Here is a 21072-nt window from a genome sequence, read left to right as displayed (position 1 = left end):
TCGGGTTGAGATGATTATTCCAGTTCGAATGTAAACGGCAGCAGCAGTTTCGCTTCTTCGACGACGATCGCCCGGCCCGCTCCGCTCATCACGATCCGAATCGGCGCCTGTTGCCTTTTTTCGGCGTCGGCGATCACTTGCCGGCATGCGCCGCACGGGGTACACTCCCTCGGCGACGGCGCCGAGGCGATCGCCATCGTCCGGATCGTTCGGCCCGGACGGTTCGCCTGTACGTAATAGAGCAGGCTGCGTTCGGCGCACATGCCGGACGGGAATACCTCGCTCTCCTGGTTCGAAGCCGTCAGGATTTCGTCGTCATCGAGCAGCACGGCCGCCCCGACGCGGAATCCCGAATAGGGCGCATAGGCCGAACCGCAGGCTTCCGCGGCTTTGCCGATCAGCAGGCGTTCCTGCTCCGGTAGCTCCTGCTGCGTCCGGTATTGCCGGAAATCGAAACAATGCTTTTTTGTCTCCATCGTCGTTCGGTTTAGTCTTCTGAGCCGGTGTCGGATCGCTCCGGTTTAACGGCGCGTACCATGTGGCGTTTGCCGAGCGCTCCCGGCAACCGCCTGACTTCGAAGCCGGCCGCGCGCAGGTTCTCCTTTACCAGGCCTTTTGCCGAGTAGGTGACCAGCGTGCCGCCCGGGGCGAGACAGGCATACAACCGTGCGAATAGTTCTTTGCTCCACAGTTCGGGCTGGGTGTCCGGGGCGAATGCGTCGAAGTACACCAGATCAAAGGTAGTGTCAAATCGGTAATCCTCCAACGCCGCCTCTACTTTTTTCAATGTAAAGCGTTCGTCGATGCCGACCGGGACGTTCCACGCCGCGTCGTGCAGCGCCCGGAACAGCGGATCGGTCGCATAGCTCAGTTTTCGGGCAGTTTGCGGATCGACCGGATAGCGCTCGACGGCTTCGTAAAAAACCGTACGGCCTTCCCGCCGTGCGGCCTGCGCCGTCAGCCAGGCGTTCAGCCCGCTGCCGAATCCGGCTTCGAAGATCCGGACGTGCGGCGACTCGCTGCATAAAAATCCTTCGCGGATAAAGACGTGTTCGGATTCGCCGACCGCGCCCCGCACGGAATGATAAGCGTCACCCGTAACCGGGTGACGCAGGGTCGGGGAACCATCCCCGGTAATTTCTATTTCGGGCCGGATCAAAGTCCCAGGATAAAGCGCACCATGACCGAGTGCTCGATCTTGATTTTCTGGAATTCCAACTGCGGAGCGGCTTCCTCTCCCGCAGCGTCGGCTACGGCCATGCTTTTGGCCATCAGTACGTTCGCATAGGGGCGCATGTTGAATCCGTAATCTTGTACGAAAATCGCTTCCTTAGCCTGCTGTCCGAGCGCCGCCGCCAGCACTTCCGCGTTTTTGCGGGCTGCTTTGGCCGCGTTCGTGCGTACTTCCTGGCGCAGCTCCTCGATGTTCGAAACGTCCGTCTTTTCGATGTTCACGTCCGAAATACCGGCCGTCTGCAACGCCTGGAACGCCTCGCCGAGTTGCTGGGCGCTGTTTACCTTCAACTGGTAGGCCTTGGTCGAAAGGATTGCGTTCTTACGCAGGAAGTAGGTTTGCAGATCGCTGGACATATCTTGTACGACGAGGTTCTTTTCGAGGTCGATGCCGATTCCCTTAAGTTGTTTGAACATCTCTTTTTCCTGCTGGTCGACCGATACTTTGCCTTTGTTGTCCTTTTCGTTGATGACGATACGCAGGTAGATTTCGTCTGGAACGACTTCCATTTCGGCCTTGCCGGTCACTTCGATATAGGGTTGGTCGATGTAATTCTTTTCCTGTGCGAACAGCGATCCGGCGAGCAATACGGCCGCCACGGATACCATCAGTTTTTTCATAGTCATTCTTTTTTAGAGTTTGTAACTGTATATAAGATCGTTTCCGATCCCTAAACGTTGCATCGACGCATCAATTGTACCACATTTTCGACATGGTGCGTATGCGGGAACATATCCACCGGCTGGATTTTCGTCACCCGGTACGCCCCGTCGAGCAGCGCGACGTCGCGTGCCTGCGTGGCCGGATTGCAACTGACATAGACGATTCGAGCGGGCGCTGCCGTCAGGATCGTGCGGGCCACGTCTTCGTGGATACCGGCTCGCGGCGGATCGAGGATCACCACGTCGGGCCGCCCGTTTTCGGCAATGAAACGCTCGTTTAACACATCCTTCATGTCGCCGGCATAGAAAACGGCGTTGCCGATGCCGTTCAGCCGCGCGTTGACTTTCGCGTCTTCGATCGCTTCGGGTACGTACTCGACGCCGACTACTTTCCGGCATTGCCGCGCCACGAAATTGGCGATCGTCCCGGTTCCTGTGTAGAGGTCGTAAACCGTTTCTGCGCCGGTCAGCGCGGCAAAGTCGCGGGCGATCTTGTAAAGCTCGTAGGCTTGCAGCGAATTGGTCTGGTAAAACGACTTCGGCCCGATCTTGAACCGCAGTCCCTCCATTTGTTCGAAAATATGGTCGTTGCCTTTATAAAGCAAAATGTCGAGGTCGCCGATCGTGTCGTTCAGTTTGGTGTTGACGACGTACATCAGCGACGTGATCTGCGGAAATTTTTCCGCCGTGTGTTGCAGCAACGCGTCGATCCGTTGCGGATCGTTTTCGCCGAAAACGACGATCGCCATCACCTCTCCGGTCGTGGAAGTGCGGACGATCAGGTTGCGCATCAGCCCTTTGTGCTCGCGGATGTTGTAGAACGAATACCCGTTTTCGAGACAGAATTCCCGCACGGCCAACCGGATCGGGTTCGACGGATCGTCCTGCAACCAGCATTTGCGGATGTCGAGCACTTTGTCGAACAGGTTCGGGATGTGAAACCCCAGCGCGGGACTGTCGGCGATTTCGTCGCCCGAAGCGATCTCTTCGGCGGTCAGCCACCGTTTGTTCGAAAAAGTGAATTCGAGTTTGTTGCGGTAAAAGAGCGTTTTCGCCGAACCCAGGATCGGACTGACTGCGGGCAGTTCGATTTTTCCGATCCGGCCGAGCTGGTCGGCGACCTGCTGTTGTTTGAATCGCAATTGTTCGGAGTAGGGCAGGTGCTGCCATTTGCATCCCCCGCAGGTGCCGTAGTGCTCGCAGACAGGCTCCTCGCGCAACGGCGATTTTTTCACGTAATTTACGATGTATCCCTCCATGAACCGCCGCCGTTTGCTGCGTATCTGTACGTCCACCACGTCGCCCGGAACGGCCATCGGGACGAATACCACGATGTCGTTCCACCGGCCGAGCGCCTTGCCCTCGGCGGCGATGTCGACGATTTCGAGCCCTTCGACGAGCGGGTAGTTCGCTTTTTTTCTTGCCACTTTGTCCTGTTTTATTTCTTACAAAGGTAATGATAACTATCTTTGTGTAAAATTTTGGAACCGACAATCTATGATAACCGTTAAAATTATCGTTTCGAACCCGTTTCAGGAGAATACGATCGTATTGTCCGATCAGACGAAAGAGTGCATCATCATCGACGCCGGCGGTTATACGCCGCAGGAAAACAAGGCGCTGTCCGATTATATCGAGTCGAACGGTCTGAAGCCGGTGATGGCCGTCAATACGCACGGTCATGTCGACCATATGCTCGGCGTGAACTACGTCAAGGAGCGGTACGGGATTCCGTTCGCAATCGACGGGCGCGACGCTTTCCTGATTGAGTCGGCCCCGACGCACGGAGCGATCTACGGCTTCAAAGTGGATTCCGTGCCGACGATCGACATCGACCTGCAAGGCAAAAAGGAGGTTCGTTTCGGCGATACCGCGATGGAGATTATCGAGACTCCGGGCCATACCCCGGGCCATATCTGCCTCTACAACAAAGACGAGAAATTGCTGATCACCGGCGATACGCTGTTCCGCGAAAGCATCGGCCGCACCGACCTTCCGGGCGGCGACTACAGTTGGATCATGCGTAGCATCCTCGATAAACTAATGCCGCTCGGCGGAGACGTGCATTTCTATCCCGGGCACGGGCAGGACAGTACGATCGGCCACGAGGCGCTCTACAATCCGTTCGTAACCGAGGTGCTCGGCGGGGAGGTCAATTATTAATCTTTCGAATGCCGGATACGATGGGACAGATGGGAAATGCGATCCGCAAATTGTTGTATAAAAACCTGTCGCTGGATAGTTACTTGCGGGTGCTCAGCGGCATGTACCTGCAGGGATACCGGTGGGGCGTTTCGCCCCGCTCGGAGGTGTACGAATATCCGCGTTTTCTCAAATACCTCGTTTCACCCGGCGATACGGCGATCGACATCGGCGCGAATCTGGGATATTATTCTTACGTGCTGGCCGGGCTCGCGGGCCCGTCGGGAAAAGTGTACGCCGTCGAGCCGGTGCGTCCGATCTTGAATGTGTTGCGCCGTAACCTGCGGAAATACCGCAATGTCGAAATCCTGAATTATGCGCTCGGCGACGCCGAAAAGACGATCCGGATGGGGAACAGTTCGGTCGGCGAGAACGGCTATTTCGGCACCGGGCAGAATTTCGTGATGGATCGGCCTACGGACGGCCTGCCGGTCGTCGAGTTCGAGGCCGAGATGCGGCGCGGCAGCGTACTGTTCGCCGATTTGCCGAAGATCGACTTCATAAAGTGCGATATAGAAGGATACGAGGGCGTCGTGATCCCGGAACTGCGGCCGTTGATCGAGCGGCACCTGCCGACCGTACTGATCGAGACGGGCGGCGATACGCGCACGGCGATCGCCGACTTTTTCGAATCGCGCGGTTATCGCGGGTTTACGCTGTGCGACGGACGGATGAAGCCGCTCGCGCCGGAAGATACGAAAGACATTATTTTCATACACGGGTCGAAGATCGAGCCGTATCAAACGCTGATCGGGCCATGCGCATAGATATCCTTACGGTCGTTCCAGAACTGTTGCAAAGCCCGCTGAATGAATCGATTCTGAAGCGGGCGCAGCAAAAAGGACTGGTCGAAATCCATATCCATAACATCCGGGACTATACATTCGACAAACACCGTCAGGTGGACGATTACCCGTTCGGCGGCGAAGCCGGCATGGTGATGAAACCCGAACCGATCTTCCGCTGCGTCGAAGCGTTGCAGGCCGAACGCAGCTACGACGAGATTATCTATACTTCGCCCGACGGCGTTCGGTACGACCAGCACGAGGCCAACCGCCTGTCGACGCTCGAAAATATCGTCATCCTGTGCGGTCATTACAAGGGAATCGACTACCGGGTGCGCGAACACTTGATTACGCGCGAGATATCGATCGGCGATTACGTGCTGACCGGCGGGGAACTGGCTGCCGCGATCATCGCCGACAGCGTGATCCGGATCATTCCCGGGGCGATCGGCGACGAGGCTTCGGCGCTGACGGACAGTTTTCAGGACAACCTGCTCGCGCCGCCCGTCTATACCCGTCCGGCGGAGTTCCGCGGATGGCGCGTGCCGGACGTGCTGTTGTCGGGCAATTTCGCCGAGATCGACAAATGGCAAGAGCAGCAGGCGCTGGAACGCACCGAACGGCTGCGGCCCGATCTGCTGAAGTGATCCGGGTCGAAGGTTGCGGAATGGAATTCAACGAGATAAAAATCATATAGCGATGAAGTATTACCTGATTGCCGGGGAAGCGTCGGGCGACCTGCACGGCGCGAACCTGATGAAAGGATTGCTGAAAGCCGATCCGCAGGCGCGGTTTCGTTTCTGGGGCGGCGACAAGATGGCTGCCGTCGGCGGTGCGGAAAATCTGGCGATGCACTATAAAAAGGCATCGTTCATGGGTTTTGTCGAGATAGCGAAAAACCTGCGCACGATCTTGGGACAGATCGCCGCCTGCAAGGAAGACGTCGCCGCTTACCGTCCGGACGTGCTGATCCTGATCGATTACGCCGGGTTCAACCTGAGGATGGCGAAATTCGCTAAAGAGAACGGCATCCCGACCTATTATTATATCGCGCCGAAAGCGTGGGCGTGGAAAGAGTCGCGCGTCGAAAAAATCCGGAAGTACGTCGACCGGCTGTTCGTTATCTTCCCGTTCGAGACGGCCTGGTTCCGCCGTCATGGGATCGAAGCGATCTACGAAGGCAATCCGCTGATGGACGCGATTGCGGAGCGCCGGCAAAACCTGCAACCGTACGCCCGTTTTATCGAAGAAAACGGACTCGACGACCGCCCGATCGTAGCGTTGCTGGCCGGTAGCCGCCGTTCGGAAATCAAATTCAACCTGCCGTTCATGGTGGAGTTGTCCGCGGAATTTTCGCAATACCAATTCGTCGTGGCGGGGGTATCGTGGCTCGACCGCGAGGTGTATGCGCCTTACCTGGCCGACAGCGACGTCCGCTACGTGTGCGACAAAACTTACGAACTGCTGGCCGTCAGCGATGCGGCGGTCGTGACGTCCGGTACGGCGACGCTCGAAACGGCTTTGCTCGGCGTTCCGGAGATGGTGTGTTACCGCCGCGACCTGCCGACGATGCTGATCGGCAAAATGTTCCTGAAAACGAAGTACGTGTCGCTGGTAAACCTCGTGCTCGACCGCGAGTGCGTGCGCGAACTGTTGCAGTACCAGATGAATATGCCGAATGCGACGGCCGAACTGCGGGCGATCCTGCCCGGCGGGGCGAAGCACGACCGGATGATATCCGATTACGCCGAGCTGGGTCGGCTGATCGGCGGCAGCGGAGCCTCCGACCGTGTCGGGGCGCGAATGGTCGAACTGCTTAAAGAAGATAAGAAATGAAAATCATCTGCATCGGACGGAACTACGCCGAGCATGTCGCCGAACTGGACCATACGCGCGATCTGCCCGGGAAACCGCAGTTCTTCATGAAGCCCGACACGGCGCTGTTGCGCAACAACGATCCGTTCTACGTGCCTGCGTTCAGCCGGGATCTGCACTACGAGACGGAACTGGTCGTCCGGATCAACCGCGTGGGCAAGGCGATCGAAGAGCGTTTTGCCCCGCGTTATTACGACGAGGTGGGGCTCGGTATCGACTTTACGGCCCGCGACCTGCAACGCGAGTGCATTGCAGGAGGTTTGCCGTGGGAGATCGGCAAGGCGTTCGACCATTCGGCGGCGCTGTCGCCGCAGTTCGTTCCGCTGGCCGAACTGGGCGGCGACGTGCAGCGGTTGCATTTCGAGATGTCGCTCAACGACGAGGTGCGCCAGCGCGGCGATACGTCGCAGATGATTTTCGGCGTGAACCGGGTGATCGCTTACGTGTCGCAGTTCGTGACGCTGAAAATCGGCGACCTGATCTATACGGGCACGCCGGTCGGCGTCGGTCCGGTGCGTCCCGGAGATCGTATCCGGGCCTCGCTCGAAGGACGTTTGCTGCTCGATTTCGACATCAAGTAAAATTTGGACGAGTACCTTTGTCGCGTTTATGAACCGATTCAATCGTTATGCCGACCGGCTGGATGTCTCTTTGTTGAAACCGCTTTTTACGGAACGAGGCGAGCGCCGGGTTTACGGACGGGGCGAATCGTTCCTGACGGCCGGAAGCGCTCCCCGTTTCGTCGCTTTCGTCGAGAGCGGCGTGTTTCGCTATACGTGCCTTGACGGGCGCGGAAACGAGCATGTGGTGGGATATGCCTTCCCGGACGAATACGTTTGCGATTACCGGTCGTTTATCTGCGGTACGGCTGCCGTGGTCGATATCCGGGCGGTTGCGGAGTCGGTGTCGTACCTGCTCCCCTGCACAGAGCTCGAACGTTACTGGGAAAGCGGTATCGAAGGGCAGCGCCTGGGTCGCCGAGTCGCCGAGGAACTGTTTGCCATAACTTACGACCGGCTGCTCGATTTCTATTGTAAAACGCCCGAAGAGCACTATCTGAATCTGATCGACCGTTATCCGGGGCTTGTGGACGTTATTCCGCTCAAGGAGTTGGCTTCGTTTATCGGCGTGACGCCGGAGACGGTCAGCCACATTCGCCGAAAATTGTCATCGAAAAGAAAATCTTGAATTTTTTCAAGAAATTCCGCGCCGAGCGTATGTATTTTTGGCCGTAGTTAATTATGGAACGCATACGATGACGAGAACAAACGATGTTTCGAAAACGGCGGTCGTGATCGGAGCTACTTCCGGGATCGGCCGCGAAGTGGCGGCGCAGCTCGCCTCGCAGGGTTACCGCGTGGGGATTACCGGCCGGAGGGAGGCTTTGCTGGAGGAACTGGCGCGTTCCGCTCCGCAACGCTATGAAACGGCCGCTTTCGATATTGCGCAACCCGATGCCTGCGACCGGCTCGCGGCGTTGACCGGCTCGCTGGGAAGTCCGGAACTGATTGTTTTTTGCTCCGGGACGGGCGACCTGAACGACGGATTGGACTACCGGATCGAGGAGGCGACCAACCGGGTGAATGTGGACGGATTTACCCGCACGGTGGATTGGTGTTACCGTTATTTCGAATGTCGCGGCGGGGGATGTCTCGCGGCGGTTACCTCGGTGATGGGACTGCGCGGCAGCCGCACGGCCCCGTCTTATGCCGCGTCGAAAGCCTATCAGATCAATTACCTGGAGAGTCTGCGCCAGAAGGCTTGCCGTCAAAAGCTTCCGATTCGGGTCGTCGATATCCGTCCCGGATCGGTGCGCACGGCGATGATGAAAGGCGAAGGCCATTTCTGGATCGCTTCGCCGCAGCGGGCCGCGCAGTGCATTTGCCGGGCCGTTCGCAAAGGACGTTCCGTGCAGTACGTCACCCCGCGCTGGCGGTGGATCGGCTTGGCGCTGAAAATAATCCCCCGGAGCCTGTATCGCAGGATGTAAGCCTGGCCTTCTACCGAATAGCGAGGTATAAAACGAATGGGAAAAGGGGATATTCAGGATGTTTTTGCGTAATTTTGCAAGGTATCTCATCGGATGCGTCCGATGATAATCGAAAATCCTGCATATGTTTTTTATCGAGGAATTAAAAGAATACGATTTGATCCTGGCCAGTCGCTCTCCGCGGCGCAGGCAATTGCTCGCGGATTGCGGATTGGAGTTTTCGCTGGCCGGCGATTACGAAGTCGTCGAGGAGTATCCTCGCGACCTGCCGGCGGACGAAGTGGCCGCTTTCCTTTCGCGGTTGAAGTCGGAAGCCTATCCGGAGCCGCTCGGCGGGAAGGATATCCTGATTACGGCCGATACGGTCGTAATTGCGGACGGCCGTATTTTGGGCAAACCCGCCGGGCGGGAGACGGCGCTGGACATGTTGCGGAGCCTTTCCGGACGCAGTCATTCGGTGATTACCGGGGTTACGCTGCGCAATGGAAGCCGCAGCCGCACGTTCGATTCCCGGACAAAGGTTTTTTTTAAACAACTGTCCGACGAAGAGATCGACTATTACGTCGACCGCTACCGTCCGTATGACAAGGCGGGCGCTTACGGCATTCAGGAATGGATCGGTTATGTGGCGATCGAGCGGATCGAAGGTTCGTTTTACAATGTAATGGGGCTCCCTGTGCAAAAATTATTAACGGAACTTGAAATTTTTATCGAATTGAAAGAAAAATAAGTACCGATCCTTTAAAAATGCTCTACATTTGCATTGAATATTTAAAGGATTGTTAGTATGAGGAAAAATAAAGGCGGCTTCAATGCGGGACGGGTTCTGCTTTGTTGCATGGCGTCGGTCGTTGCGACCGGTTGCGTCAAAAATCCGAGCGACGGCCCGAAACCGGACGATCCGTCTGCGGGCGATTATCAGACGTTCGCGACGGCGCAGTCGTATGCCGCGAACATCGATTACCGTCTGAACGGTTATCAGATCGGTTTCGAGGTGTTCGGTGAAAATCCCTATGAAGAGAATGCCGACGGCACTTTGACCAAGAAAGAGGTCGAACCTTATTTCCGGGGATATACCGACGAGACGGGGCATTTCTCCGGCAATCTGACGATGCCTTCGCTGGTGACGGAGGTCTGGTTGTCGTCCGATGCGATCGGTTCCGTCGGAACGGCGCATCTGAAAGTTTCCGGAAACCGGATCGATTTCGACCAGAACGAGTATATCGCGCAGCATGCCGGATCGAAAGCGATGACCGGGAGCGGTTACACGTATCCGGACGATTGCAAAGTATTGTCCGAATGGACGGATGTGTACGGAACGTTGCCTAATGTGCTGTCGGATAATGAACTGCCTGCCTCGTTCGTTGCGAGGGTGGATAAGGTCTATTCGGGAGTCGTCGGCAAATTCATCACTACCGTTTATCCCGAATTGTTCGAAGATGAGGCCAGTGCGGATATTTCGATCGAGTCGCCGACCAAGATCAATATGGTCTTTCTGAAAAGCGGCGCTTCGTGGCAGAACGTCGTGGGATATTTTACCTATCCGACCGGAACGGTTCCTGCGGCGGACGCCCTGACGAAAATCATCGCATTCCCGAATGTAACCAAGTATTACAAAGGTAATTCGGATGTGCGTGTCGGGTCGTTGCTTGCCGGCGATCGGGTGCAGCTCAAGTACTGGGACGGAACGGCTTTTCAGGATGAATTCCCGGCCGGGGTCAGCATCGGATTTTTCCTGATGGGACACTGGTTTGCCAGTGGGAATATCGCATCTTACGATTATGCGAAGGATATCCGTTATTCGAAGCCCGATTTGAACCCGATGGCGGACGGGAAGCGCCAGCAGCGCACGGTTTCTCTGTATGACCGGCAAAGCGGATGGGTAGCCGTCGGATTCGAGGACAACAAGGACTGGAATTATACGGACGCGCTGTTCGGTCTACAGATGGAACACCAGAACGCGATTCCCGGCGTTCCTGATCTGCCGGAACCGGGCGCCGACCCCGATACCTACACCGAATACCGGGGAACGCTGGCGTTCGAGGATCTGTGGCCTTACGAAGGGGACTACGATATGAACGACGTGGTCGTATTGTATAAAAGCCGGGTTTATACGGACAGAAGCAACAACGTGTCCCGTACCGTCGATGAATTTACCGCTAAACACAATGGCGCGGCTTATACCGACGGTTTCGGTTATCAGTTGCACCTGCTCGGGGCGGATGCGGTTCGGAGCGTGCAGATCGAAAGCGACCTGGCGCCGTCTTCCTTCATGAAAGGGAAGAGCCTGGAACCGGGTCAGGATCATCCGACGGTCGTGTTGTTCGACGATATCGGCGTTGCGCTGGGACATACGTTTACAGTGACGACTTCGTTTACCAGCGGGATCGGTTACGAGCGGGTCGTACCGCCTTACAATCCGTTCGCCGTATTGAAGACCGACGAAGGACGGGGATCCGAAGTGCATTTGGTCAATTATCCTCCGACGGCGCTGGCCGACAGGACGCAGTTGCATTTCGGACACGACGTTTCGCAGCCCGACAAGGGCCTGTATTACGTGTCGAAAAACAATCAGTTCCCGTTTGCGATCCATATCGCCGGTTACGACTTCCGGTGTCCGAAGGAAGGAACGCGGATCGATGAGGCTTACCCCGATTTCAGCAGTTGGGTAGCTTCCGGGGGGCATAAGGATTGGTATCGGAATCCGGAAACATCGCTCGTTTACTGATAATCCGAAAGCGTATAAAGACAGCCGGGAGGCTTCCGTGCGGAAGCCTCCCGGCTGTCTTGGCGTAGGATCAGCGATTTCCGAACTCGCCGATCAGCCTGTCCACAAGCAGCGGAGTGCCTTGCGCCGAGTTCATCCGGATAAGTTCTGTCGGGTTGCGGATACCGGACATATCCGGCTCGTTCGGGTCGATCAGGTAAACCGGGACATCCGGTCGGATGTAGCGTACCAGCGAGGCGGCCGGATACACGGCCAACGAGGTGCCTACGACGATCAGTAGATCCGCCGTAGCGGCGATTCGGGCCGCGCGGTCGAACATCGGGACGCCCTCGCCGAAAAAGACCACGAACGGACGTAGCAGCGATCCGTCCGGGGCGCGGTCGTCGAGGTGTTGTTCCCAACCTTCGATCGGTACGACCAGCGATTCGTCGGCGCTGCTGCGCAGTTTACGCAGTTCGCCGTGCAGGTGGGTGACGTGCGTGCTGCCGGCCCGCTCGTGCAGGTCGTCGATGTTCTGCGTGACGACCTCCACGTCGAAATGATCTTCCAGTTTCCGGATCGCGTAGTGTCCGGCATTCGGCTCTTTCGACAGCAACTCGCGCCGCCGGATGTTGTAGAAGTCGATGACCGTTTTGCGGTTGCGAGCCAGTGCTTCGGGGGTGCATACGTCCTCGATGCGGTATTTGTCCCACAGCCCGTCGGAGTCGCGGAAAGTCGAGATGCCGCTGTCGGCACTGACTCCGGCGCCGGTGAAGACAACGATTTTTTTCCGGTTTTTCATAACTTTTATTTTATATTACTAATAAACGAAACGTTCCGGCGGGCGTCGCAAGACGTTCCCACTCTCCTGGCTGTCGGTTTCGGACAGCGTGAGGTCAGGGTTCTACCGGATTGCATCGGATCGTTTCCAGCGCCGTAACATCGCCTTTTTTCAGCGTCACGTTGCCGCCTTCGGTGAATAGTTCGATGATATCGAACGGTTTGCCGGGGAAAAATACGTCGGTGAAGACGATCCGGCCGTCCGCCGCGAACAACTCCATCGACGCGACGTCGACGAGCAACCGCCAGCGCATCGTTCCCGTTTCCGGTTCGTAGGGGGCGGTCTGTACGGAGGCGAAAGGATCCGAAAACCGGACGGCCGCCGCTTGCGTGCGGTCGACCCGGAACAGCCGTTTCTTCCGGTCGTATTCCATCGAGACGTACTCCCCGAGGTCGTTGCGGAGCCGGATGCCGTATCGCGACGGAGCATCCGGGCCGTCGATGCCATCGAAAGTCAGGTCGAGTTCGATGGGGGCTTTGTCGAACGGAATCCGGTCGGACAGCGTCGCCGTACGGTTTATTTTCTGCCGTTTCAGTTTCACCGATCGGCCGCGAAGCCGTTCCAGTTCCCGCACCGGCTTCGATTTCAGCCGGTAGCCGTCGGCGCTGCGGACGATGCTCAGTTCGCGCGGGAAAGTGGCGGCTCCCGACCAAGACTGGGTCGTATGCCCCTGCGCGGCCGCCGCATATTGGTGCGAGTGCATCCAGCCGACGAAAATCCGGCGGTCGTCCGGCGCGTTGTCGAACGTGATGCCCGCGTAATTATCCTTGCCGTAATCGATCCACAGCGTATCGGTTTGTTCGCTGGTAAAATGTTTTCCGTCGAAATCTCCGATAAAATACTGGGTCGCCGTAGCGAGCTTATCGGGCGTTTCGGTAAAATTCACGACGCTGGCCAGCAGCACCCATTTGATTTCTTTCGATCCTTCGACCCGGAGCGGAAACAGGTCGGGGCATTCCCACGGCCCGACGTGCGATCCGCGGTCGTGCCCGAATTCGCTGAGGTATTCCCAGTGCAGGCAGTCGGGCGATCCGTAGAACCGGACGGCTTTGCCGGCGGTCAGCACCATGATCCATTGTCCGGAAGGTTCGTGCCGGACGATGTGCGGATCGCGGAAGTCGGCGATGCCGGGATTCGGCAGAACCGGATTGGCGGCGTATTTGGTCCACGTGCGTCCCCGGTCGATGCTGTATGCCAGTCCTTGCGACTGGGTTTCGATCCGTCCCTGGGCGGCGGCGACCGGATCGTAATAGGTGAAGATCGCCAGAATCGGCGGATCGGCGGCGGTTCCGAGTCCGGACGTGTTGTTCAGGTCGGCTACGCAGCATCCCGAAAAGATATAGCCCAGGCTGTCCGGAGCCAGCGCGATCGGCATGTGCTGCCAGTTCAGCAGATCGCGGCTGACGGCATGTCCCCAGTGCATCCCTCCCCAAGGGAGGTTGCCGTTTTCGTCGAACGGGATGTGCTGGTAGCAGAGGTGGTACTCGCCGTCGTAATAAACCAGTCCGTTCGGGTCGCTCATCCAGCCTTTGGCCGGCGAGAAGTGGATTCTCGGACGGTAATTTTCGGGCGGTTGCGGTTGGCCGCTTTGCGCTGCGAGCGTCGTGACGCAGCAGGCGAACAGCAGGGCGGTGATTTTTCGTTTCATCGAGTCGTCGGTTTTATACAAATTTATACAAATTTATACAAAAATATCCCGGAAAGGAAACCTCTCCGGGATGAATATCGAAACGGACGACTCCCCGAAACGGGAATCGTCTTGGATTTACTTTTCTTCTTTTTTGACGGTCAGCGACAGTTCTTCGAGCTGCGCGTTCGAAATGTTCGAAGGCGAGTCGATCATTACGTCGCGGCCCGAGTTGTTTTTCGGGAAGGCGATGTAGTCGCGGATCGAGTCGGCTCCGCCGAACAGCGCGCACCAGCGGTCGAACCCGAAGGCGATACCCCCGTGCGGCGGCGCGCCGAACCGGAATGCGTTCATCAGGAATCCGAACTGGTTCTCCGCCTCTTCGTGCGTAAAGCCGAGCGTTTCGAACATCTTTGCCTGCAGTTCGGCATCGAAGATACGGATCGACCCTCCGCCGACTTCCACGCCGTTGACGACGAAGTCGTAGGCGTTGGCCCGGATTTTTCCCGGATCGGTGTCGAACAGGCCGATGTCTTCGGGATTCGGCGACGTGAACGGGTGGTGCATCGCGTAGAAACGCTGCGTCTGGTCGTCCCATTCGAGCAGCGGGAAATCGACTACCCACAGCGGCGCGAACTTCTCGTGCGACCGCAGTCCCAGCCGATTGCCCATTTCGAGGCGTAATTCGCACAGGGCGGTCTGCGTTTTTCTGCGCGGCCCGCTGAGGATCAGCAGCAGGTCGCCCGCTTTGGCGCCGCACTGCGCCGCCCATTTCCCGAGGTCTTGCTGTCCGTAGAACTTGTCTACGCTCGATTTGTAGTTGCCGTCGGCTTCGCAGCGCACGTACACCATGCCTTTGGCGCCGACCTGCGGCCTTTTGACGAATTCGGTCAGTTCGTCCAGCTGCTTGCGGGTATAGCCTGCGCACCCTTCGGCGCAGATCGCGCCGACATATTCGGCCGAATCGAATACGCCGAATCCCTTACCTTGGGCGGCTTCGGTAATGTCGTTGAACGTCATGCCGAACCGGATATCGGGTTTGTCCGATCCGTATTTATCCATCGCTTCGTGCCAGCCGATCCGCGGGAAGTTCCCGTCGAACTCTTTGCCGAGGATGTTTTTGAACAGGCGCTTTGCCAGGCCTTCGAACATATTCAAAACGTCTTCGCGTTCGACGAACGACATTTCGCAGTCGATCTGCGTAAATTCCGGCTGACGGTCGGCCCGCAGGTCTTCGTCGCGGAAACAGCGCACGATCTGGAAATAGCGGTCGTAACCGGCCACCATCAGCAGTTGTTTGAACGTTTGCGGCGACTGCGGCAGCGCGTAGAATTCGCCCGGGTTCATCCGCGACGGAACCACGAAGTCGCGCGCGCCTTCCGGCGTCGATTTGATCAGATAGGGCGTTTCTATTTCGAGAAAGCTATTTTCGTCCAGGTAATTGCGAATTTCGTGCGCCATCCGGTGACGCAGTATCAGCGCGTTTTTCAGCGGGTTGCGGCGCAGGTCGAGGAAACGGTATTTCATCCGCAGTTCATCGCCGCCGTCGCTGTTGTCTTCGATCGTGAACGGAGGGGTTTGCGATACGTTGAGCACCTTCAGTCCGTCGACCGCCACTTCGATCTCGCCGGTCGGGATCTTCGGGTTTTTCGCGGCCCGGGGGATCACTTTCCCGCTGGCCTGTATCACGTATTCGCGTCCCAGTCCGGCGGCCGTGGCGCGCACTTCGTCGGACGAATGTTCTTCGACTACCAATTGGGTGATGCCGTAACGGTCGCGGATATCGATGAACGTCATGGCGCCGAGATTTCTCACTTTCTGTACCCAGCCGGCCAGCGTAACGTTTTGGTCTGAATTTTCGATGCGGAGTTCTCCGCAGGTATGCGTTCTGTACATTACCTGATTTTTTATATTTTTGTCTTTTGAAATGCGGGAATGTGCCGGGAAATCAGTTCCTCCGATCCTGCAAAACAGGTTTCAAAGATAGTAAATTTCTGGCGAACGGGATGCAAAACGGCGATGAATTTTTCATGCGGCAGGCTCTGGACGAAGCCCGCAAAGCTTTTAATAAAGGAGAAGTGCCCATCGGGGCGGTGGTCGTGTACGGCGACCGGATCGTGGGACGCGGCCACAACCTGACCGAAACGCTGGCCGATCCGACGGCGCACGCCGAGATGCAGGCGCTGACGGCGGCGACCGGAGCGATCGGCGGGAAATACCTGAACGAATGCCGTTTGTATGTGACCGTCGAACCGTGCGTCATGTGTGCCGGGGCTTGTTTCTGGTGTCAGGTGGGGCAGGTGATTTATGGCGCGCCCGATCCGAAACGGGGGGCGTCGCTGCATACGCCTTCGCTGTTCCATCCGAAAACGCAGGTTCGCACCGGCATTCTCGAACAAGAGTGCCGCGAATGGATGGAGCGGTTTTTCCGAAAGCTACGGTTTTAATTTTCTCTCTGCAACAGGACCCTCTCCACCGTTTACAGTATATCAGTCAATAAAGAAGTATGCTGAATTATGAATACGAAAAAAATTCTACTTGAGGTCGGATTTTGGTTATTTTGCGGATTGTATTTGTATTTATACATAAAAGATCCGCTGCAAAGGCTTGGGTGGGAGGATGATTCCACGGCTTCTTCGGAGTGGCTTATCATAATATTCGCTGTTGCCTATATCCTTGTTTATAAGCGGGATATTGATCCTGAGAAAAAGAAAATATACAAAAGGTCGATTGTTCTTTGTTACCCGCTCTTGTTGTGTTTACTGTATTTTTTTAACTAAAACATCAGTTTGTAACTTCTATGTACACAATGATTTAAAGTAGTAGGTTGGTCTCGACTCCGAAAACGCAGGTTCGCACCGGCATTCTCGAACAGGAGTGCCGCGAATGGATGGAAACCTTCTTTCGCAAGTTGCGTTTCTAGTTCTCTCTTTCCCGAATAGCAGAAAATAAAAATAGTTTGGTATTATTTGAGATTTTATCGGACTATTTCGGGGCCGAGGTGATCGTCTTGCCGGGGATGGTGTCGGCGGCTTCTTTCGGAAAATACGTGGTCATTTCCGACGAAGATTACGCGAACAACCGGGAGGAGATCCTGACCCACGAGCAGGGACACCGGCAGTTGGGACACGTGTTCGATCTGACGTTGCTTACCGTGGCGCAAATCGTCTTCTGGTTCAATCCGGTGATCTATCTGATCAAGCGGGATCTGCGTGAGATACATGAATACCAGGCCGACGATTATGCGTTGAAGCGTGGCGTCGACGCCCGTAAATACCAGATGCTGATTATCCGTAAAAGCGTCGGCCTGCAACATTTTGCACTCGCAACCAATTTCAATAACACCTATTGTCAAACCAAAAAACGAATTGCTATGATGAACACGATGAGAAAAAACGGAAAGGTTTATTGGAAGTCGCTGGTTTACCTTCCAGTAGCGGCTTTGGCGCTGATGTCTTTCGGAATGGCCGGAAACAGCGATGCCGCCGGATCGCTGACCGTGCCGGAAGGGTGGATCAAAGCGGGCACCGCACCTGAAAATTATGAAATGGGAGTCGATCCGTCTGCGAAAAAAGATGGGAAGAACGTAGCTGTGATTCAGTCGGTCGAGGCTTTTCAGTCAGGCGTTGGAAAGTTCGGTACATTGATGCAGATGTGTCTTCCCGGCCAATATGCCGGTAAACGCGTTAAAATGACTGCGGATATCAAATCGGAAAATGTTACCGGTTGGGCTGGCATGTGGTTCCGGGTCGATGCGAAAAATTCCAGAAACAGTCTCGCTTTTGACAATATGCAGGATCGTCCGATAAAAGGAACTACGGATTGGAAGCAATGTCAGATCGTACTCGATGTCCCTGCCGATGCGGGAAAGCTGGCCTACGGCGTATTGTTGGACGGAGAGGGAAAAGTCTGGTTCGGTAACGTGTCGTTCGAAATCGTCGGCGATTCGGTTCCGTTGACAGGCATGGATATGAATCCAAATATTCCCGAATCTCCTGAAAATCTGGATTTCAGTAAATAGAATCCCGTGTCTCGAAACGGATCGGGCGGAGTCGGTTGCCTCCGCCCGATCCGGCGTGTTCAGTCGATAGGCGTTAATATTTTACGGGCTTCGGCGGTCGGCATGATGTTGAAGTGCCACCACTCCTCGGAGATGGTCGTGAAGCCCGCTTCGGTCATTACCCGGCGCAGCAGCAGTCGGTTTTCCAGTTCCCGCCGGGTGATACGCGCCGAGTCGAGCAACTGCCGCTCGTCGGTAATGCGCGCTTCGTCGCCGAAAAAGTCGTAACACGATCCCATCGGCAGCGGTTGTCCGGTGCAGTCCATTAGCGTCAGGTCGACCGCTGCTCCGAAGTTGTGCATACCGGGGCCGTTGTTCGGGTTGGCTACGAAATCTTTCATCGCGGTTCCTTTGACCATATCCCACATTTCCCGCTGTACCGAAAGGGGGCGTGCGGCGTCGTAGACCAGCAGGTTCAGGTCGGGACGGATCGCTTTGAGCCGGTTTTTCGCATTGATCAGCATACCGGCCGTTTCGGGCAGCATGAAGGCTTTCGTCAATCCGTGATAGAGCCGTTTGCCCATGAAGTTGTAGGGTGTCGCATAGACCAGGCGCACGGCGATCGACGAATCCTGTTCGGCGATGTCGACCAGTCCCTGGTCGCGCATTTTCTTCTCGACGGGCGTATCGTTCGACTCGTGGTTGCTGAACAGCGATTTTACGGTGTCGGCCGGGATGATCTGTATCTGTTCCACCGTGTTTCGGCGGAGGTTGCAGCAGGCGCAACCCATCAATAGGCTGATCAGAAGTCCGGTTTTCAGTGCGGTAAATTTGTATTTCATGGTCTTTTCGCTTTGTGTCGTGTCGTATATGCCGGTACGATGCCGTATCGGAACGCGGGACAAAGATAACCGGAAATTCCGGTTATCTTTGTCCCGCGGTTTGTCTTGGGGTTCGATTCTTTTTAAATGTTCGGGTATTTATTTTTCCGGTTTTTCGTTTTCTTCCGGATTTCGAGCAGGCTTATCGGATCGATCAGACGTTATGACGGCGGGTATCTCTACGATTTTGACGCGGGAGTTTTTCGACAGGGATTTGGTCTTGATTAGAATCACTCCGTTTTTGCCTCTGTCGCCGTAGACGCCCACAAGCGTCGGGTCTTTGAGCACCGATACCGTTTCGACGTCGTTTGGATTCAGTCCCTTGATATTGTCTACTTCTTTCTCGTCGATGAGAATGATGGGGCGGGGTTTCCCGAATATTGAAGTATCGGAAGAGGCTCTGTTTGTTGAGTCTGAGAATCTTGCCATTCGGTTGGCCAGCGCATGGGACAGATTGGCCGATTGCCTGTTGAGCGCAGCCATACGGGATGCTATGGAACGGGTTTGTTCGGACGAGAGGTTGTTTGTCAATGCATGGGCCAACTGGGCCGATTGTCTATTGAGCTCAGCCGTACGGGAGGCCAAAGCATTGGCTTGTTTGATCAGATCGGTCGATTGCCTGTCGAGCGCAGTCGTACGGGATGCCGTATCGGTCGTATGCTCCCGGGCGTTTTGCGATATCTCGGTAGGCTGTTCCGGTTGTTTCGAAACGGTCGGGCGCGCTGCGTTTTTTTCATTCTGTTCATCGGCTGTCGAAGGCGGCGGCGCGGGGGAGGTAGGTGCGATCGCATTTCCGCCATTCGTCCCGGTTGCGGAGGAAGAGGACATTTGTTGCACGGCGGATAACCTCTGGGGGCTTTCCCCGTTGTTCGGAGAGTACGGTTGTTCGGTGTCGGCGGTCTCCGTAAGTACGGATTGCCGTACCGGGCGTTCGGTAAAGGAAAAGCAAACCGTCAGGAGCGCGGTTAGCGGTAATGCCAGCAAAATTCTGAATTTCGACCGGCGTTTTTGTTTGTTTCGAGCGATCATGATAAGGCGTTTTTTGATGAGTGAATAACAGAACCCGCTGACAAACTCCGGACGGATGACGGTAAGTCCTCCGAGGATCAGCGCGATGTATTGTTCCGAATCGAAACCGTTGTTCAGTACCGCATCGTCGGCCTGGAACTCGTGCACCTCTCTGAGCGAACGTTCCCACAGCCACACGAACGGATTCCACCAGAATAGAATCCGCAGTACGGACGACAGCAGAATGTCCCAACTGTGGCGCAGTCTCGCATGGTGCGTCTCGTGCGCGACGATCTGCGCGATGTCCTGCGGCTTCGTCCCCAGTTCGTTGATATAGATGCGATTGAAGAAGGTGAAGGCGGAACCCTGCATGTTGAGGCCGTAAATACGGATTTTGCCCGGTTGTAGCAGCGTGGCGCGACGGGTGATTCTCCACAGCCGGAATCCGCCTGCCGATAACGCCAGCAGCATGATCAGATTGCCTGCGTAGCAAAACAGTCGGAGTCCCTGCGGAATACCGCCCGGTCGGGTGCCGGGGAGCGTTTCGGGTTGTATTCCGGTGAAGATCTCGGCCGGAATGCGGAAACCGTACGGTTCTCCTCCGGTTGCCTCCGGCGTCCATACCGGAACGGAAAGCGCCGGAATGACAAAAGCCGCCGCTACTGTCAGCAGCAGGTAGGCCCGGTTGCGTGCGAATGCCTTGTCGCATGCGAACAACAGCCGGTAGACGATCCAGAACGCTGCGAGACAAATCTGTGTTTTGACGAGGTAGGGTAGTTCAGTTCCCATAAGTTTTACGGTTGAGGTACCGTCGGATCGGGGTGCGCCGTGCGGTTCCGGGTTACTCGGTTCGTTTTTTTGTTCGGGCGATGGCTTCCTGCGCGATTTGCAGGATTTTTTCGGACTCGTCGGCCGGCAAGTGTTCCTTCTCGCAGAAAAACGAGACCATTCGGGCGAACGAGTTGCCGAAGAAATTGCGGACGACTCCCTGCATCAGGTTTTGCGTGTAGGCTTCGCGCCCGAACAGCGGGTAGTAGCGGTGGCTTTTTCCGAGGACTTCGTGCCCGACGGCGCCTTTCTTTTCGAGGATGCGCACGATCGTCGAAACCGTATTATAAGCAGGTTTCGGTTCGGGCATCCGTTCGAGGATATCGTTTACGAAAGCGTTTTTTTCGTCCCACAGGATTTGCATTATTTCGAGTTCCGCCCGGGTCAGTTCCCGCATGTTTTCCCGCTCCGTCTCTTTTCTCATAATATACC

At 56.1% G+C, this 21072-nt stretch carries 21 protein-coding genes; 11 read left to right on the top strand and 10 right to left on the bottom strand.

Annotated elements, in window-relative coordinates; translation table 11 throughout:
* Positions 1-14: 14 nt before the first annotated feature.
* The 4 genes from C1A08_RS02140 to rlmD are packed head-to-tail and all read right to left on the bottom strand — an operon-like array spanning position 15 to position 3323.
* Positions 15-476, bottom strand: a complete 462-nt coding sequence (locus C1A08_RS02140) for a cytidine deaminase (RefSeq protein ID WP_101571074.1) — start codon at positions 474-476, stop codon at positions 15-17.
* A gap of 11 nt (positions 477-487) precedes the next feature.
* A complete protein-coding gene (gene mnmD / locus C1A08_RS02135; RefSeq protein ID WP_055205476.1) occupies positions 488-1159 on the bottom strand; it encodes a tRNA (5-methylaminomethyl-2-thiouridine)(34)-methyltransferase MnmD in 672 nt (223 codons plus the stop codon).
* Entirely contained in the window at positions 1156-1854 is a 699-nt protein-coding gene (locus tag C1A08_RS02130) for an SIMPL domain-containing protein (RefSeq protein WP_101571617.1), read from the bottom strand. Before C1A08_RS02130 ends, mnmD begins: the two co-directional genes overlap by 4 nt.
* A gap of 50 nt (positions 1855-1904) precedes the next feature.
* The gene (rlmD, locus tag C1A08_RS02125; RefSeq protein WP_101571072.1) at positions 1905-3323 is read right to left on the bottom strand and encodes a 23S rRNA (uracil(1939)-C(5))-methyltransferase RlmD; all 1419 of its coding nucleotides are present in this window, start codon (positions 3321-3323) and stop codon (positions 1905-1907) included.
* A 70-nt stretch (positions 3324-3393) separates the two neighbouring features.
* Between rlmD and C1A08_RS02120 the strand changes: the two genes are divergently transcribed.
* The 9 genes from C1A08_RS02120 to C1A08_RS02080 all read left to right on the top strand — a co-directional run bounded on the left by C1A08_RS02120 (position 3394) and on the right by C1A08_RS02080 (position 11476).
* Entirely contained in the window at positions 3394-4059 is a 666-nt protein-coding gene (locus C1A08_RS02120) for an MBL fold metallo-hydrolase (RefSeq protein WP_101571070.1), read from the top strand.
* Between the two features lie 20 nt (positions 4060-4079).
* Entirely contained in the window at positions 4080-4865 is a 786-nt protein-coding gene (locus C1A08_RS02115) for an FkbM family methyltransferase (protein WP_306345967.1), read from the top strand.
* On the top strand, positions 4856-5530 hold the full coding sequence (trmD, locus tag C1A08_RS02110) for a tRNA (guanosine(37)-N1)-methyltransferase TrmD (protein WP_055205480.1): 675 nt from the start codon (positions 4856-4858) through the stop codon (positions 5528-5530). The genes C1A08_RS02115 and trmD overlap by 10 nt, the downstream gene beginning before the upstream one ends.
* Positions 5531-5582: 52 nt before the next feature.
* Positions 5583-6719 (top strand): lipid-A-disaccharide synthase, encoded by a 1137-nt coding sequence (lpxB, locus tag C1A08_RS02105; RefSeq protein ID WP_101571068.1) that lies wholly within the window; start codon positions 5583-5585, stop codon positions 6717-6719.
* A complete protein-coding gene (locus tag C1A08_RS02100) occupies positions 6716-7339 on the top strand; it encodes a fumarylacetoacetate hydrolase family protein (RefSeq protein ID WP_101571066.1) in 624 nt (207 codons plus the stop codon). Before lpxB ends, C1A08_RS02100 begins: the two co-directional genes overlap by 4 nt.
* Before the next feature lie 28 nt (positions 7340-7367).
* Entirely contained in the window at positions 7368-7946 is a 579-nt protein-coding gene (locus C1A08_RS02095; protein ID WP_101571064.1) for a Crp/Fnr family transcriptional regulator, read from the top strand.
* Positions 7947-8013: 67 nt separating this feature from the next.
* Positions 8014-8748 (top strand): SDR family NAD(P)-dependent oxidoreductase, encoded by a 735-nt coding sequence (locus C1A08_RS02090; RefSeq protein ID WP_101571062.1) that lies wholly within the window; start codon positions 8014-8016, stop codon positions 8746-8748.
* A 124-nt stretch (positions 8749-8872) separates the two neighbouring features.
* Positions 8873-9478 carry a Maf family nucleotide pyrophosphatase gene (locus tag C1A08_RS02085; protein ID WP_101571060.1) on the top strand — a complete coding sequence of 202 codons (606 nt, stop codon included), beginning with the start codon at positions 8873-8875 and terminating at the stop codon, positions 9476-9478.
* Between the two features lie 57 nt (positions 9479-9535).
* The gene (locus C1A08_RS02080) at positions 9536-11476 is read left to right on the top strand and encodes an LruC domain-containing protein (RefSeq protein WP_101571058.1); all 1941 of its coding nucleotides are present in this window, start codon (positions 9536-9538) and stop codon (positions 11474-11476) included.
* A gap of 70 nt (positions 11477-11546) precedes the next feature.
* Here C1A08_RS02080 and C1A08_RS02075 read toward each other — a convergent pair whose 3' ends face one another.
* The 3 genes from C1A08_RS02075 to aspS form a co-directional block, all read right to left on the bottom strand.
* Positions 11547-12257: an SIR2 family NAD-dependent protein deacylase gene (locus C1A08_RS02075; protein WP_101571057.1), complete on the bottom strand. Its 711-nt coding sequence runs from the start codon at positions 12255-12257 to the stop codon at positions 11547-11549.
* A 94-nt stretch (positions 12258-12351) separates the two neighbouring features.
* Entirely contained in the window at positions 12352-13944 is a 1593-nt protein-coding gene (locus tag C1A08_RS02070; RefSeq protein WP_145996496.1) for a glycoside hydrolase family 32 protein, read from the bottom strand.
* A gap of 117 nt (positions 13945-14061) precedes the next feature.
* Positions 14062-15819, bottom strand: coding sequence for an aspartate--tRNA ligase (gene aspS, locus C1A08_RS02065; protein WP_101571053.1), 1758 nt, complete (start codon positions 15817-15819; stop codon positions 14062-14064).
* A 110-nt stretch (positions 15820-15929) separates the two neighbouring features.
* Here aspS and C1A08_RS02060 point away from each other — a divergent pair, with 110 nt between their 5' ends.
* A complete protein-coding gene (locus C1A08_RS02060) occupies positions 15930-16370 on the top strand; it encodes a nucleoside deaminase (protein WP_228385763.1) in 441 nt (146 codons plus the stop codon).
* 512 nt (positions 16371-16882) lie between these two features.
* On the top strand, positions 16883-17944 hold the full coding sequence (locus C1A08_RS02050) for a M56 family metallopeptidase (protein WP_101571050.1): 1062 nt from the start codon (positions 16883-16885) through the stop codon (positions 17942-17944).
* Between the two features lie 59 nt (positions 17945-18003).
* On the opposite strand, the gene C1A08_RS02045 is transcribed toward C1A08_RS02050, so the two are convergent.
* The 3 genes from C1A08_RS02045 to C1A08_RS02035 all read right to left on the bottom strand — a co-directional run bounded on the left by C1A08_RS02045 (position 18004) and on the right by C1A08_RS02035 (position 21064).
* Entirely contained in the window at positions 18004-18765 is a 762-nt protein-coding gene (locus tag C1A08_RS02045; protein WP_145996495.1) for a M15 family metallopeptidase, read from the bottom strand.
* Between the two features lie 138 nt (positions 18766-18903).
* Entirely contained in the window at positions 18904-20601 is a 1698-nt protein-coding gene (locus C1A08_RS02040; protein ID WP_101571046.1) for a M56 family metallopeptidase, read from the bottom strand.
* A 52-nt stretch (positions 20602-20653) separates the two neighbouring features.
* Complete coding sequence (locus C1A08_RS02035) at positions 20654-21064, bottom strand: BlaI/MecI/CopY family transcriptional regulator (protein WP_257937031.1); 411 nt, start codon at positions 21062-21064, stop codon at positions 20654-20656.
* Between the last annotated feature and the right edge of the window lie 8 nt (positions 21065-21072).

This window comes from Alistipes sp. cv1 (assembly GCF_900240235.1).
Classification (GTDB): Bacteria; Bacteroidota; Bacteroidia; order Bacteroidales; family Rikenellaceae; genus Alistipes_A; species Alistipes_A hominis.
The sequence above is the reverse complement of the archived record's forward strand: the minus strand, read 5'-3'. Positions and strand labels throughout refer to the sequence as shown.